Below are 15,721 nucleotides of genomic sequence, written 5' to 3'. Positions count from 1 at the left end.
TACTCCAAGGTATGTAGGGTAAGTAGTGCTTACTTTTTGCCTTTCAAGGCGCCGCTGTTTTTCAAAGCGTTGAGCACCGCGAAAGGGTTCTTGGCTGAAGCGGATTCCTCCGCTGCGCCTTCGGTCTTGCTGACCAGCTGATCCGCCGAGACGTGGCATTCAGCCTCATCGTGATAGACCACCTGTGGCAGGCTGAGGATAAGCTCATCCTCGACTACCGTCAGCAAGTCCAGCTGTTCATTTTCCACCAGTACAGGTTCATGACTGGCAGGCAGCTCGGCAGCCAAGGCTTCGTCAGTGATCATTCCAAGCAGGAAGTCACTGGACACGTCTTGGCTAAGCGGCTCTAGGCAGCGGCGACAGGGCAGTGCCAGCGTCGCTTGCAATTGGCCACGAATTTCACGACGACCTTGGGCATCAACGCCAAACTCAAGCACGACATGACAGTCGCCGGTTTGGTCTCCTGCTTCTTCAGCAAGACGTGGCAGCTTATCAAGCGCCACTAGGCCTTCTAGTCTTTCGCGGCGGGCTGCGAGCTTATAAGGCTCAACCCGACTGGGGAGTTGTGAGGTCAACATAGGCGCGCAATGATAGGCACTCGCCCCGCTGGTGTCAAAGCCGCCAAGACATTTCTTACTAGTTTCTCTCCCAAATCAGGCCAAATAGGCATGCTGTTTGGGTTTCGTTACACTCACACTACCATGCAGGAAAGCCAACACACTGCCTTACAAGGAGTCTAAAGTGCCACAAATGGATAACGCCCCTTTGGTCCTGGCATCTAGCTCACGCTTCCGCCAAGCGCTGCTAGATCGGCTACAACTGCCCTACCAGTGCTATTCGCCAGACATTGATGAAACCCCTTACCCGGGCGAGTCACCCCAGGCGCTCGTGCACCGCCTTGCCTTAAGCAAAGCCAACGCTGTGGCTGATCGATTCCCTAATCACTGCATTATTGGCTCTGACCAAATAGCCCTGTTTGAAGGGGACATCCTTGGCAAACCGCATACAAGTGAGCGCGCCTGCGCTAATTTGGCGCGTTTTTCGGGCCAGCGAGTGACTTTTTTAACCGGCTTGGCGTTGCTGGATACTCGCCACCAGCGTCATCAAGTTCACATTGAGCCTTTTGACGTTGTATTCCGCTCACTCAGCCAACAAGAAATTGAGCGCTACGTTTCTCTAGAGCAGCCACTGGATAGCGCTGGCAGCTTCCGCATGGAGGGGCTGGGCATTGCACTCTTTGAAAAGCTAGAGGGCCGCGACCCCAACGCGCTAATCGGACTGCCGCTCATTGCACTATGCAGCATGCTTCGCCAGGCGGGCATGAACCCGCTTGGCGACGATTAATGGGGAAACCCAAAACAGCGCATTACTACACCTAAAGGCTAGGGCGACTCAAAGCGCAGTGGAGAGCTAGATGATGATACGCCAAGCACTTCTGCTGCCGCTTGCGTGAAGCGACGCGTCAACCGCTCAAAGGGATCTAGACGCGGCGTGTAGTCTTCCCAGTGAGTCCCACCCACTTCGGCACGCGCCAGCTGTTCCAGACTAGCCAGCTCATCCACCAACCCCAGCGCCAGCGCCTGCTCACCACTCCAAACCAGCCCTGAAAACACCTCAGGGCTATCTGTTAACCGCTCACCGCGACCAGCACGCACATCATTAACAAACTGCTCATGGGTTTGGTTAAGCACACTCTGCCAGAACACTTCTACGTCCTCACCCAGGGGCTGAAAGGGGTCCAAAAACGCTTTATTGTCACCCGCTGTGACTACCCGCCGCTCAATGCCCAGCTTATCTATTGCCTCCTGGAAACCAAAACCCGCATATATAACACCGATGGAGCCCACCAAACTTGCGGGTGAAGCCATAATGTCGTTAGCGGCAGAGGCAATGTAATAGGCGCCGCTGGCACCCACATCTTCAATCAGCGCATAGATGGGCTTATCGCCCTGCTCACGTAGCCGCATTATTTCTGCGTAAATACGCTGAGACTGGACAGGACTGCCGCCTGGGCTATCGATATGCAGCACTACCGCTGCGGCATTATCAGCCGACCAGGCACGGTTTAGCCCACGAATAATACGCTCTGCGTTAGCTGGCGCATCACTGGCAATGACTCCACGCACTTCTACCAGCGCCAGATGAGCCTGCGCTGGCGTGGAGGCCGTGGGTTCCCCCCACCACACGCGATAAACCGTAGTCGTTAACGAGACAAGCACAATGGTCAAAAACAATAAACGGAAAAACAGCTTCCAACGACGCGTTCGGCGCTGCTCGGTTAAAACGCCACCAACCCACCGATCCATCATTTCCAACTGCGCCAACCGCTGGCGCTCGCGCAGGGTTTCGGCGTCATCACTGGCATCGCCTGCTAACGCCGCCTTCCCTTTGGCAGACCTTGAGACGTCAGGGCCTTGGGTCCATCGATCTTCTACCGCCTCGTTAGGCTGCTCTTCTACCGCCTGCGGCTGCTCACCATCGCTGCCGCGCTTTTGATCATCGCTCATAAACTGCCCTTAACTGTGCCGGAGTGAGGTTAGCCGTATAGCCAATCAAAAAGCTCACTAATATTATGCGCCACCCAGCGAGGCTGACTTAGCGCTAAGCGAGACGGCGTATGAACACCATAGGTCACCGCTACGCGGTCCATACCAATGGCTCTGGCCATTTCCATGTCGTATTCGGTGTCCCCAACCATCACCGCACGCTCAACAGGAATAGCGAGTTCCTCCAACAACTCGCTAAGCATTTGCGGATGAGGTTTCGAGCGCGTTTCATCTGCCGTTCGGCTAGCGTCAAACCATCCACCACTGCCCGTTTCGGCAAACACACGATCAAGACCGCGACGACTTTTTCCTGTCGCCACCGCTAGCCGCTGCTGCTCGCGCTGCCGCAAACGCGCTATCTGAGCGTCCACGCCTTCAAAAAACGGCATTGGGGTGGTATCGGAGTGAACAAAATGGTGGGCATAGCGCTGCCGCAGCAGCTCTGCCTGCACTGGCCCGATTCCCGGGCAAAGCTTATTGATCGCCTCGGGTAGCCCCAGGCCAATAATATCCTCAATAGCGCTAACGCTCAGTGCATCCCACTCCGCATCCACAGCTGCCGCCTGCATGCAGGCAACAATTTTAGGCACCGAATTCATCAGGGTGCCATCCCAGTCAAAAATAATCAGTTCGTAACGCATACGGGTTCCTTATCGCCGAGCCCGCTGCAGCGCTGCTTCCAACGCTTCTGGCAGGGGCGCCTTCACCGTCACAGGCCGACCATTGCCCGGCTCAGGAAACGTTAAAGCACGTGCGTGTAAAAACAGCCGATCCACTTTCAATTGCTGAGTCATATGCACACTTTCACGGGTCGAATATTTGTCGTCGCCCAGCAGCGCATGCCCCGCATGGGCGGCATGCACGCGAATCTGGTGCGTACGCCCCGTCACGGGTTCAGCTTCAACAAGGGTGGCTTTCTCGAATGTCTCGACGACTGAGAACAGGGTGCGCGACACTTTGCCGTTGGGATCAACTCGCACCCGACGCTCGCCGTTTCCGGCATCAAAACGGTCTAATCGAGCGCCTACATACGTTTTCCGCGCTGGCCACCGGCCATTGACCAACGCCAGGTAGCGCTTGTCCATTGCATGCTTCTTCAAAGACTCATTCAGGGTTACCAGCGCATCGCGGGATTTCGCCAGCAGCAGACAGCCGGACGTATCACGGTCTAATCGGTGCACAAGCTCTAAGAAGGTAAGATCGTCTCGGACTTGCCTAAGCGCTTCGATTAAGCCAATTTTTACGCCGCTGCCACCGTGAACCGCCAACCCAGAAGGCTTATTAAGCACCATCCAATCGGGGCCTTCCATAATCACGCTACCAATCAGCAGGTCGCGCAAATTATCACTCACCTCTTTTACCGCCTCTCGCGGGGCTAGGCGCAGCGGCGGTACGCGCACCAAATCTCCTGCCTGCAGCCGGTAATCGACTTTAACGCGTTTTTTATTAACCCTTACCTCACCTTTACGTACGATGCGATAGATCAACGCACGTGGCGCTCCTTTTAGCCGGGTCATCAAAAAATTATCAATTCGCTGACCCGCCTGCTCCGGGGCGATATCCACCCACTGTACTTCGCGCCCTTCGGCCATTGCCGCGCACTCCTGGTATGATTTTCTAACGTCAGGCTAAAAACGGCATTCTAACGTAGACCAATGGGCATTGCGTCAATTGCTGGTAGTTGTCTTTACTGTTATATTCCAAAACGCTCATCGGTTTAGCGTGGATAACGTGTAGATAACCGTTTTATTACACGTTAGCTTCCACGGTTAAGCCAAGCACCTGCCCGACTAACACGCAGGTCAGAGCATGGGGTGATAGGTTAGTGTACGCATTACCCACCCCCCAACGTATTAAAAGCACGTACTGAAATAACGTATTGAGAAAACAGTCACTCTGCCGCTCGTAATTTCTGCGTCAGATACGCTAAAGCCTCGCCCGTAATGGCAGGCTTGTTTAAAAACGTCACGCTCCTAGTAGCTTCCCTGCACGTCATAAAAGGGGGCTTCTCGGAGCGCAATGATCAACGCTGTGCTGATGGCCGGCGTTGGCGAATCGATGAATGCCAGGTGTTGGCGGTGTCAGCAGGGCCGGATGGACGTGACAGCCACCGAAACATGTCTTGCCTCCGCCACGTACTCAACGCCCTTTCAGCCGGGTCGGCAATGATGCCTTCCCGGCTTAATGCGTCAGCATAGCAATGCGCCGAGCACAAGCACGCAGCACCCAGCGATTCGTCTACGCCACGCTTAGACGGCTCGTCGGCACGCAACGCTATGCGAGACACTATGAAACGGATGCTGATTAACGCAACCCAGCCAGAAGAGCTGCGGGTTGCGCTGGTAGATGGACAACGCCTTTACGACCTGGATATCGAATCAGGCGCTCGGGAACAGAAAAAAGCCAACATATATCGTGGCAAAATCACCCGTGTCGAACCCTCCCTTGAAGCCGCGTTTGTAGATTTTGGCGCCGAGCGCCACGGCTTTTTGCCGTTAAAAGAGATCTCCCGCGAGTACTTTATTAAAGATGTCTCTGGCCGCCCCAGCATTAAAGAAGTGCTTAAAGAGGGCCAGGAAGTCATCGTTCAGGTGGACAAAGAGGAGCGCGGCAACAAAGGCGCCGCTCTGACAACGTTCATCAGCTTAGCGGGTCGTTTTTTAGTACTGATGCCTAATAACCCACGTGCGGGGGGGATTTCTCGCCGCATTGAGGGTGATGACCGCAGCCAGCTAAAAGACGCCATGGGCCAGCTCACTGTGCCCGACAAGATGGGTCTGATCGTGCGCACCGCTGGCATTGGCCGCAGCTCAGAAGAGCTGCAGTGGGACCTGGACTACCTAGTGCAGGTTTGGGAGTCCATCACCACTGAAGCGGGCAAACGCTCAGCGCCTTTCCTGATTTACCGTGAATCCAATGTCATTATTCGCGCCATGCGCGACTATCTTCGCCAAGATATTGGTGAAGTACTCATCGATAGCCCTGAAATTCACGAGGAAGCCCTGGGCTTTATCCGTCAGGTAATGCCCTCTTATCAGCAGAAAATCAAACTATACGTAGATGAAGTTCCGCTGTTTTCACGCTTCCAGATTGAGTCGCAGATAGAAACCGCCTACCAGCGGGAAGTTAAACTGCCCTCTGGTGGTTCTATCGTTATCGACCACACTGAAGCGCTGGTCTCCATCGATATCAACTCCGCTCGCGCCACCCGCGGTAGCGATATCGAAGAAACCGCCTTACAAACCAACTCCGAAGCCGCTGACGAGATCGCCCGCCAGCTGCGTTTGCGGGATATTGGCGGCCTTGTCGTTATCGACTTTATCGACATGGGCCCTGCGCGCAACCAGCGGGAAGTGGAAAACCGCATGCGCGACGCGCTGAAACTGGACCGAGCACGGGTGCAGATTGGCCGCATTTCGCGCTTTGGCCTAATGGAAATGTCGCGCCAGCGGTTGCGCCCCTCCTTAGGCGAAACCAGCGGCGTGGTTTGCCCGCGCTGTAACGGTCAAGGCACGATACGCGACGTTCGCTCTCTGTCACTCTCTATCATGCGCCTGATTGAAGAAGAAGCCATGAAAGAGCGCAGCGCACAGATCCGCGCCATTTTGCCGGTACCAGTGGCCACCTACCTGCTCAACGAAAAACGCAGCGTGCTGGCTGATATCGAGTCCCGCCAGGGTGTGCGCGTAGTGCTACTACCGAATCCTGACATGGACACGCCCCATTACGATGTTCAGCGGTTCCGCGATGACCATCTCGATGAAGACGACAGCCAGGCGCTTTCCAGCTTTGAAATTTCCACCGACACTGACGTTGGCAAAGAGCCCGACCCAAGCTTCACGCCACCCACCCAGCGTGCTGAAGCAGCCGTAAAGAGTGTCACGCATAACGCCCCTGCACCTGTTTCGCTACAGACAGAAGAAGCGCCTGCAAAAGTAACGGCAGCAGCGACACCCACGCCAGCCCCCGCCGCCGATGAGCAGCCCAGCGTGATTGGCCGTTTCATTCGTGGTTTCGCCAAGCTGTTGGGTGGTGAAGACAGTAGCACTCAACAACCGGCTGCTGAGGCACCCGCCCCGCGGAAGTCGGCTGAGCGGAGCGCGCCCAAAAGCACCCGCAGCACCGATAATAAGCCCAGGCAAACCCGCGAAAGCAGCGAGAGCGCCGGGAAGAGCGAGCAGCGCAGCAACACTCAGTCCCGTAGCACCCCTGCTGGCGATGATGCTAACGACAAGCGTAGCGGCCCTAACCGTACGCGTAATCGTCGCCGTCATCCGCAGAACGAAGACAGCAAGCCTCAAGACAGTAGCAATAAGAGCAGTCGCCAAAGCGCAAAAGAGCCTTCAGGCAATAGCACTGACGCCCCGCATGAGGCAGCGTCCGCTCAGCCTGAGAGTCGTCGTGACACTCAGCGCGACCAAGCAAGAGAGCAAAAATCCCGCGACAGCAAGCCACGGGATAGCAAGCCGCGTGATGAAAAAGCCAAGAGCGATGAACCACGCAACGCTGCCGACGGCGAGGAAAAGCAAGAGAGCAAGCAGCCACCTGCCCCGCAGGATGATGGCACGCCAAAGCGCACACGCAACAACCCGCGCAACCGCTCACGCAAGCAGGCCATCAACCCGCAGTCTGAAGCCGAGCAGCAAAAGCTCCAGGCTGAGGCCGCACTTAAAGCAGTGGCCACAGTAGAGGGCACAACCCAAGCCGTGCCAAGCACGGAGAGCCAGCCAACGGCCTCTGCAACACAAGAGACGTCTCCAGCAGCGCCCGTTGACTCAACAAGCAGCCAAGCCGCTCAAGCGTCTGATGTCGAAAACGGCGAAGAGACAACAGCAGAGCAGCCTGCGAAGCCAGCCGAAAAGGCCCGCAAAGCAACGCATCAGCGTCGTAAGCCGCAGGCAGAGCAGCCTGCACAAGAGACTGCAGCAGGTGATGAGAGCCAACCTATCGCCAATGAATCTGCCAGCGATACGGCCAAAGCTGAGCTTGAGGAGACACCCAAGCCTGCGGCTTCTCAAGAAGCAGAAGAGTCTCAGCCAGCCGAGGCACCTGAGCAGCCTAAAACAGCGCCAGTGGCCGACAGCGAACCGAAGCCTGCCGAAGCGGCACAGGAACCTGAGCCTACCGACACCCAGCAGAATGAAGCAGCGGCTGAGGATGTTAAAGCCTCTGAAACAGGATCAGAAGAGCGCGCGACCGAAACGGCAGCTATCGCCGAGCCGGTAGCTGATGAGGCGAAGGCCAACGAGGCGAATGCTGATAAAGTTGCAGCAACTCAAGCCAGCGCTCCAACGACTACGCCGGTAGAAAATGCAGCCGCCGCTGAAGCGTCAGTGCCAGAAAAATCAGCGCCTGTGGCTTCACCGCAAAGCGACACCCCGCAGCCTGAAGAGGCGCCCGTGGCAGAGCAGAAAGAAACTGAGGATGCGTCAACGGCCGCTAAGGAAGAAACACCGAAGCCAAGCCGTCGGCGCCGTAGTCGCGCGCACAACGACCCGCGTGAGCTACGTAAGCAGCAAGCGCAAAACGCTGCTCAAGAGTAAGCCTTAGCGCCATAAAAAACCCCGCCTCGGCGGGGTTTTTTATGGCTGGCGTTTTGGCTATACAGTTCTAGGCTCGGGTTCAAGCTCTACGCCAAAACGTGCGCTTACCTCATTAACAATTCGCTCGGCAAACTGCAATAAGCCAACGCGGTCGCCTCCGCCAAGATGTACCAACACCAAGGCCTGGTGAGCATGCACACCAAAGCTCCCCTCACACATCCCCTTTAAGCCGCACTGATCTATTAACCACCCCGCTGCCAGTTTAATCTGCCCATCTGGTTGGGGAAAATGTGGCATAGCAGGGTTCTGTTGAAGTAACTGCTCAGCATGAGACAGGCTAACGAGCGGGTTTTTAAAAAAACTACCCGCGTTAGCCAGTACCTCGGGATCAGGTAACTTTGCTTGACGCACGGCACACACTGCTTCGGCAATCGCCAAAGGGGTGGGCTGCGAATGCAAACGTGATGCCAAGTCTCCGTAGTGCAGTTTCGGGTTAGGCTGCCTTGAAAGACGCAGCGCCAGCTGAGTAATCACAACGCTGCCCGCCAACGCATTTTTGAAGAGGCTATCGCGGTAGCCAAACTGGCACTCGGCAGCACTCAGCCAGCGCACATTACCCGACGCAACGTCGACAATTTGCACACCCTGCAGCACATCTTTTAGCTCAACGCCATAAGCCCCAATGTTCTGCACCGGCGCCGCGCCGCAACGTCCGGGAATAAGCGCAAGGTTTTCAGTTCCCCACAACCCCCGCGCCGCTAACGCCATCACCAATGAATGCCAGTTGACGCCTGCACCCACATAGGCCACCACCTCATCATCACCCTGGGTTTCAAGCCACCATTGATGAAGCGAGGGGCGAACCACAATACCGTTCAATTGAGGCGGCAGCAGTACGTTACTGCCGCCGCCCAGTAGGGTGACAGGCCACTGCTGCAAAGCGGCTTGGCGAAGCACCGCCTGCAAAGCGCATAGCGTATGAGGCGCTGCAAACCGCTCGGCATAACACGGCAGACGCAGCGTATTAGCAGCGGTCAAATCAACATGCGCTTGAATAGTTAGCATGCCTTAACGTTTACCCGTTAACTCGGCAATAAGCCCAGCTGAAGCAGTTTCGATCATATTAAGAACGCTTTCGAAGCCCTCATCCCCCCCATAGTAAGGGTCTGGCACTTCCGCATCAGGGGTGCCCGCAAAAGCTAAAAACAGCCCCACATGCGCACGACTCTCCGCAGGCTTAAGCGCTCGCATTGCCTGTAAGTTGGCATGATCCATCGCCAGCACATAATCGAACGCTAGGAAATCGCTGGCACTTAGCTGACGCCCACGCAGATGGCTAATATCCACACCACGACGCTTTGCCGCCAGCTGGGCCCGCTCGTCTGGTGCTTTACCGACATGCCAATCACCCACCCCACAAGAGTCAACGTCGATTTGCCCTCTTAGCCCTGCTTCATCCACCGCGTGCTGAAACACACCTTCGGCCGTGGGTGAACGGCAAATATTACCTAAGCAAACAAACAGTACACGCTTCATAACTCACCTTCGCTTGGCTGCGCTAATATTGCTCTCACCCTATCAAGGTCTTCAGCGGTGTCGACGCCCGGCGGGTTCACCGTGCTGGCTAGCGCTACTTGGATAGCATAGCCATGCTGCAATGCCCGCAGCTGCTCTAACTGTTCAAGCTGCTCCAAGCCAGAGGGAGAAAGTTCACGGTAGGCGGATAAGAACCCCACACGGTAAGCATAAATCCCGATATGACGCAGCCAGGCATCGGTGGCAAGCAGCGCAGGCTGCGCTTGAAAGTGCTCACGATCCCACGGAATAGGAGCGCGGGAAAAATAGAGTGCCCGCCCAGCTAGCGAGCGAACCACTTTCACAACATTGGGGTTAAACAGAGTTTCTACATCGCTAATCGACTCAGCAAGCGTCGCGATGGCTGCTTCAGGGTCATCAGCTAAACGTTGCGCCACTTGGTTGATTAGCATAGGAGGAATCAGCGGCTCATCGCCCTGAACATTCACCACCAGTTCCTCTTCACCGAGGGCTAACTGCTCGGCAACTTCTGCCAGACGATCTGTGCCTGACGGGTGGTCAGCCCGGGTCATCACTACCTCTGCGCCATAAGGCAGCATGGCATCCCGAATACGCGCATCATCGGTAGCAACTACCACGCGGCTAGCCTGGCTTTGGCAGGCGCGTCGCCAAACATGGGCGACCATGGGTTCACCGGCGATATCCAGTAGCGGCTTACCAGGCAAGCGAGTGGAGCCATATCGGGCGGGCACAACAGCAATGAAACCTGGTTCAGCGGCTGACATTAGGCTTCCCCTGTTCGACCTGGAGACGTATGCAGTTTTTCATCGGCATCCATCACCCGTGCCTCCTCGGGCAGCATCACCGGGATCCCCTCGCTAATGGGATAGGCAAGGCCATCGTAATAGCAGCACAGCTCTTGAGCTTCACGGTCATACTTAAGCTTGCCGTTACACAACGGGCAAACTAGCATTGCCAGTAGTTCTTTATCCATTGGTGCATCCCCTTTCAATAAGCGCTGACAGCTTCGCTGCCAGCCAGTGTTCAAACGATGGCGGAAGTACCGCTTCCACCTCTAACACCCAGCTATCGGGTGGCGCTATATCTTTGCATTTCACCGCATCTTTAGCGGTCATCACCACAGGGCGCTGATCACCAAACTGTAGCGCCTCTGAATTAAATTGCTGATGGTCCGCTAACGGATGCATCTCCCCTTCTACACCCAAGCTATGCAGGGTATTGAAAAATCGTTCTGGATGACCAATTCCCGCGACGGCATGCACTGGCAGGCTAAAAGGGAGCGGTGCCAGCTCGCGGTGCTGACCGTCACTCAAGCGTCGCCAGCGCTGGGGGGCCAACTGCATAGGGGTTGGGGATATCGGCAGCGGTTTAACTAACGCGCCATTAACAATCACTGCATCTACATGGGCTAACCGGCTCGGGGCTTCCCGAAGAGGCCCTGCCGGAAGACAGCGTCCATTCCCAAGACCCCGAGCGCCATCCACAACGACAAGCTCAATATCTCGGCCTAGCGCCAAATGCTGCAGGCCATCGTCACTGAGCAGAATGTCGCACCCCATCTCCACTAACGCTTGGCCACCCCGAGCGCGCAGAGGGTCGGCCACCACGGGTAAGCCCGTTTGCTGAGCAAGCATAAGTGGCTCATCGCCACTTTGGGATGGCGCCGTCTCAGGGGTTACGAATAGCGGATAAGCCTCCGCCTTGCCCCCATACCCCCGGGTAACAATACCCGGTGACCAGCCCCGGTTAACCAGCCAGCGCGCAAGCCACGACACCAACGGGGATTTTCCTGTACCACCTAAGGTGATGTTGCCCACCACAATCACCGGTACCGGCGCATGCCAAACCGGCTTCTTTCCGTCGCGATAGCTCGCTTCACGACGCGCCATAAGGTAACGGTATAAACCGCCCAGCGGATAGAGCGGCGTCAGCCATGGGCTAGCCCCATAAGCCGCCTTTAGCCAACGCTGCTCCAGGCTCATTCACTCTCCTGAAACTGCAGCTGATGCAGCGCTGAGTATGCACCACCGGCTTCCAAAAGCGCCTGATGCGAGCCCTGTTCAATAATCCGCCCTTGATCCATTACCAGAATGCGGTCAGCACGCTCGATAGTAGAGAGACGGTGGGCGATGACCAGCGTGGTGCGGCCTTCACATACTCGCTCAAGAGCTTTCTGAATATAACGCTCTGACTCGGTATCCAAAGCGGAAGTGGCTTCGTCCAAAATCAGGATAGGCGCGTCTTTAAAAATCGCCCGGGCAATCGCTAAGCGCTGGCGCTGCCCACCTGAAAGCATGACGCCGTTCTCCCCTACTACGGTAGCGTACCCCTCGGGCAGCTTCTCAATAAACTCGCTGGCATAGGCTGCTTGCGCAGCGGCTTCTACGGCAGCAGGGTCTGGGTTGGTAACGCCGTAAGCAATGTTATCGGCAATAGTGGCGTTAAACAGGGTTACCTGCTGAGACACTAGGCCGATCTGCTGTCTTAGCGGCCCAAGAGCATATTCATTGGCATCAATGCCATCGATCAAAATTCGCCCTTCGCTTGGACGATAAAACCGCGGTAGCAAGCTGACCAGCGTTGACTTCCCGCTGCCAGAGCGCCCCACTATCGCCACCAGCTCACCGGGGGCTATGTTAAGAGTAATGCCATGGAGCACATTGGGCTGGTCGTCCGCGTAGCGAAAGCTGATGTTATCAATCACTACCTCACCGTTTAACCGCTGAGGAATCTTCTTGCCCTCATCTTGCTCAGTGGATAAATCCAGCAAGCCAAATAGCTCAGAGGCGGCGGCAATGCCTTTTTGGATTTCGCTATTAACTTCGGTGAGCTGACGCACCGGCTTGATCATCAGCGCCGCAGCGGTAATAAACGCCACAAACTCGCCGGGTGTCATGTCAGCCATCAGGGCTGGGGACATCGCCATCCACACCAGCAGCGCCATGGAAACAGCCACCAGCATCAAGATAACGGGCGAGCTCACCGCGCGGGTCATTGCCTCCTTCATACTCTGACGGCGGTTCTCTTCACTCACCCTTTCAAAACGCTGTTTTTCATAAGGCTCGGCGCCGTGAGTGCGCACCACGCGATAGCCTGAGAGCGCCTCAGACGCCACGTGGGTAACATCGCCCATGGAGTGCTGGATGCGCTTAGAAATGCGTCTAAACCGCTTACTCACGTAGCTGACGACTGCGGCAATAAGGGGGGTTACTGCCAAAAACAGCAGCGTCAGCATCCAGTTTGTCCAAAACAAATAGCCAATCAGGCCTACCACGAACAACCCTTCGCGAAGAATAATCGTAACGGCATTGGTGGCAGCACCCGCCACTTGCTCTACATGATAGGTAACACGAGAGACCAGATGACCACTCGAGTGGTGATCAAAAAAGCGTCCAGGCAAGTGCAGTAAGTGGTTAAACACGTTGCAGCGCAACGTATGAATCACGTAGCGCCCCACATACGCCATAAAGTAAGTGCTTAAAAAAGTGCCTAACCCGCGGGAGGCAAACATCAGAATGACAAACAGCGGTAAGAAAAGCCTGAAGGCTGCATCAGGGTGCTGAATACCGTCGATTAACCGTTTCATCATCTCTGCTAGTGCAGTACTTGAAGCGGCATAAATCACAAAGCCTACGATCGCCAGCGCAAATGCACGCCAATGCGGTTTAACGTAGCCTAATAACCGTTTATAGAGAATCCAACCTGAATCAGTCACACGCGCTCCCGGCAATAGTGTGCAGTGCGCAGAATTCTACCTTATGGCGAGGCGCATCAACACCGCTTACGACCTCCGTGCAGCTTTCGCCAAGGAATAACCTCTACAGGCTGGTTAGCCTGCAGCGTAAAGCGAAGCGCTCCATCATGAGCGGTACTCCACATACAGCTCTCTTGGTCACGAAACCGGCGTACCACGTCATCCACAGGGTGATTAAAGGCATTATCTCGCCCAGCACTAAAAATCACATTGAGGGGGCGACTCATGCGCACAAACTGCACGCCTGAGCTTGTATGACTACCATGGTGCCCTGCGACTAATACACTGATGGGCGGCGTCAGATCAGCCACGAAGCGCCTTTCGATATCACGCCCAACATCCCCGGTGATCAGCAAACGCTGCTCACCTACGCTTACTTCCAGCACACAGGAACGATCATTCGCCGATAGCGTATTTTCACCCGCCGGGGGCCAAAGCACGCGATACTCAATGCCGTCGTACTGCCACTGCTGCCCACGCTCGCAGGCTGTCGCCTCAACCGGCAGCGATTCCCCCGAGGGCGCCAACCACTGGTTAACCTGATGATCGTCTAGCAGGCTTTTTACCCCACCCGCATGATCCATATCGGCATGACTGACCATGACTTGATTAAACTGCTGCCCTGCTGGCCAGAGCGTTTGCAACGGCATAAAGCCGCTACGAAAGCGTGGGCCTGTGTCGTAAAGCATGCGATGCGTGGCGCTACGCAATTCAATTAACTGCCCTTGGCCCACATCATATACCGTCACGCGAAGCTCCCCTGAGGGCAGCGTTTGTTCCAGCGGGGCCCAAGGTAGTAAGCCAGTGAGCAACGTCGCGCTAAAGCGTAGCCAGCGCGGTATGCCCGGCAAGCCCCAGCATAGGGCGAACAGCAGCAACGCCCCCGCAAGCGGATAAACAAGTGCAGGCGCAGGCTCCCACAGCGGCGCATATCGAACGGCTATGACTAACAGCTGATGAAACACGGCGAGCGCTTGCTCAAACCCCCACCACATTAACTGTCCAACACCCGGCAACGGAGCAAGCAGCCACCCTAACAGCGCACTGGGCACCATAACGGAACTCACCCAAGGCACGGCAACCAGGTTGATGAGCGGGGCAGCAGGCGCCACACGCCCAAAGGCCAGCAACACTGCTGCGGCCATTAACGGTGCCAACAATAATTGTGAGCGCAGTAAAGCCCAGCACCACCCTTTTATCCCGCTGGGTCGCTGCCTCCCCTGCCAGATGATGATTAGCCAGCCCACGGCAATAAAGGAAAGCCAAAGCCCAGGACGCCAGAACGACAGCGGGTTCACCACCAAAATCAGCGCCAGCGCTAGCCACCACGCCTGCCAAGCGCCGGGAGAATGCCGACCGCTAAGTACCCACAGTCCCAAAAGCGTCATCACCATGGCGCGCGTTGCTGGCGGTGCCAGCCCAGCTAACGTGGCATACCCCACTGCCGCAGCCCCCGCCAGCCACCATGGCCAGGCACGCAGCCGCCAGTTAGTCGGTGACAGTAACCGCGCCGCCCAACGTGCTAACAGCAGCGTAAACGACGCGACTAAACCCACATGCAAACCAGAAATAACCACCAGATGCGTGGTACCCGTGGCGTTTAGAAGCGCCCAGTCATCTTGGGTCAATTGGCCGCTCTCGCCTAGGGTAAGCGCGGCTAGCCAGCGCTGGGTGCGAGCTTCAAGGGGCTGGCTAGCCAGCATAGCAAGCGCTTTTTGGCGCAGCCCAGGGGCCGCGGTAGCTAATCGTTGTGGAGCGGGGTCCTGACGCACATACCCCGTGGCATGGATACCTTCCCGCCATAGCCATCGTTCAAAATTAAACGTATCGGGATTGGCAAAACCGCGAGGTGGGCGTAGTCGTAGCGTCATTTGCCAACGCTCACCCGCTTGATAGGCATGCTCGCCGTAAGCACTGACGCGTACGCGGCGCAGTGAATCACAGTTTGGAAGGTTCACGGGTGCCCGACACTTCTCGACCGCTAGCCGCATACGTGACGAGCCTTCTTCGCGCTGAACGCTTAGTATGCGCGCCTGCAGGGTAACGTCTTCACCACTTAGACCTGGCGGCAAACGTCGCCCCCACTCTTGCTGCACGCTGACAAATGCAAAGCCGCCAATTAAAAGCCATATCAATAGCTTAGGGCGCCCTAACGTTAGCCACAGGAGACTCACCAAGATAATGCTGAGCCAGGGCAAAAAGTGCCCCTCTGCACCACTCCACCCTGCCAACAGTACGCCGATTAGGGTTGCCAATGCAGCGGGTACCGCAACGCCTAAACGCATCACCTCTCCTTGGTGTTAGATCATTAACGCCTATGG

General features: G+C 56.2%; 13 protein-coding genes. 2 read left to right on the top strand and 11 right to left on the bottom strand.

All coding sequences use genetic code 11. The features are described 5' to 3' along the window. Positions 1 to 29 precede the first annotated feature (29 nt). Positions 30 to 578, bottom strand: a complete 549-nt coding sequence (locus tag BB497_10835; protein AVI63152.1) for a hypothetical protein — start codon at positions 576 to 578, stop codon at positions 30 to 32. Positions 579 to 750: 172 nt separating this feature from the next. Between BB497_10835 and BB497_10830 the strand changes: the two genes are divergently transcribed. Continuing rightward, the gene (locus BB497_10830; GenBank protein AVI64338.1) at positions 751 to 1,344 is read left to right on the top strand and encodes a septum formation protein Maf; all 594 of its coding nucleotides are present in this window, start codon (positions 751 to 753) and stop codon (positions 1,342 to 1,344) included. Positions 1,345 to 1,382: 38 nt separating this feature from the next. Here BB497_10830 and BB497_10825 read toward each other — a convergent pair whose 3' ends face one another. From BB497_10825 to BB497_10815, 3 genes are read right to left on the bottom strand one after another with little or no spacing between them, the layout of a single operon-like run. Next, complete coding sequence (locus BB497_10825) at positions 1,383 to 2,507, bottom strand: signal peptidase (protein AVI63151.1); 1,125 nt, start codon at positions 2,505 to 2,507, stop codon at positions 1,383 to 1,385. Positions 2,508 to 2,536: 29 nt separating this feature from the next. Continuing rightward, a complete protein-coding gene (locus BB497_10820) occupies positions 2,537 to 3,187 on the bottom strand; it encodes an HAD family hydrolase (GenBank protein AVI63150.1) in 651 nt (216 codons plus the stop codon). 9 nt (positions 3,188 to 3,196) lie between these two features. After that, positions 3,197 to 4,138 carry a 23S rRNA pseudouridylate synthase gene (locus tag BB497_10815; protein AVI63149.1) on the bottom strand — a complete coding sequence of 314 codons (942 nt, stop codon included), beginning with the start codon at positions 4,136 to 4,138 and terminating at the stop codon, positions 3,197 to 3,199. Positions 4,139 to 4,834: 696 nt separating this feature from the next. On the opposite strand from BB497_10815, the gene BB497_10810 reads away from it, so the two are divergent. Continuing rightward, positions 4,835 to 8,089: a ribonuclease E gene (locus BB497_10810; GenBank protein AVI63148.1), complete on the top strand. Its 3,255-nt coding sequence runs from the start codon at positions 4,835 to 4,837 to the stop codon at positions 8,087 to 8,089. A gap of 57 nt (positions 8,090 to 8,146) precedes the next feature. On the opposite strand, the gene BB497_10805 is transcribed toward BB497_10810, so the two are convergent. Genes BB497_10805 through BB497_10775 form a run of 7 tightly spaced genes read right to left on the bottom strand, consistent with a single transcriptional unit; the run spans position 8,147 to position 15,685 of the window. Beyond that, entirely contained in the window at positions 8,147 to 9,154 is a 1,008-nt protein-coding gene (locus tag BB497_10805; GenBank protein AVI63147.1) for a UDP-N-acetylenolpyruvoylglucosamine reductase, read from the bottom strand. A 3-nt stretch (positions 9,155 to 9,157) separates the two neighbouring features. Next, positions 9,158 to 9,625, bottom strand: a complete 468-nt coding sequence (locus tag BB497_10800; protein ID AVI63146.1) for a phosphotyrosine protein phosphatase — start codon at positions 9,623 to 9,625, stop codon at positions 9,158 to 9,160. Next, positions 9,622 to 10,410, bottom strand: coding sequence for a 3-deoxy-manno-octulosonate cytidylyltransferase (locus BB497_10795; protein ID AVI63145.1), 789 nt, complete (start codon positions 10,408 to 10,410; stop codon positions 9,622 to 9,624). Before BB497_10795 ends, BB497_10800 begins: the two co-directional genes overlap by 4 nt. After that, positions 10,410 to 10,619, bottom strand: coding sequence for a hypothetical protein (locus BB497_10790; GenBank protein ID AVI63144.1), 210 nt, complete (start codon positions 10,617 to 10,619; stop codon positions 10,410 to 10,412). Before BB497_10790 ends, BB497_10795 begins: the two co-directional genes overlap by 1 nt. Further along, the gene (locus BB497_10785; GenBank protein ID AVI63143.1) at positions 10,612 to 11,628 is read right to left on the bottom strand and encodes a tetraacyldisaccharide 4'-kinase; all 1,017 of its coding nucleotides are present in this window, start codon (positions 11,626 to 11,628) and stop codon (positions 10,612 to 10,614) included. Before BB497_10785 ends, BB497_10790 begins: the two co-directional genes overlap by 8 nt. Next, positions 11,625 to 13,361: a lipid A export permease/ATP-binding protein MsbA gene (locus tag BB497_10780; GenBank protein ID AVI63142.1), complete on the bottom strand. Its 1,737-nt coding sequence runs from the start codon at positions 13,359 to 13,361 to the stop codon at positions 11,625 to 11,627. Before BB497_10780 ends, BB497_10785 begins: the two co-directional genes overlap by 4 nt. 56 nt (positions 13,362 to 13,417) lie before the next feature. After that, the gene (locus tag BB497_10775) at positions 13,418 to 15,685 is read right to left on the bottom strand and encodes a DNA internalization-related competence protein ComEC/Rec2 (protein ID AVI63141.1); all 2,268 of its coding nucleotides are present in this window, start codon (positions 15,683 to 15,685) and stop codon (positions 13,418 to 13,420) included. Positions 15,686 to 15,721 lie beyond the last annotated feature (36 nt).

The sequence above is a fragment of the Halomonas sp. GFAJ-1 genome (genome assembly GCA_002966495.1).
Lineage (GTDB): Bacteria > Pseudomonadota > Gammaproteobacteria > Pseudomonadales > Halomonadaceae > Vreelandella.
The sequence above is the reverse complement of the archived record's forward strand: the minus strand, read 5'-3'. Positions and strand labels throughout refer to the sequence as shown.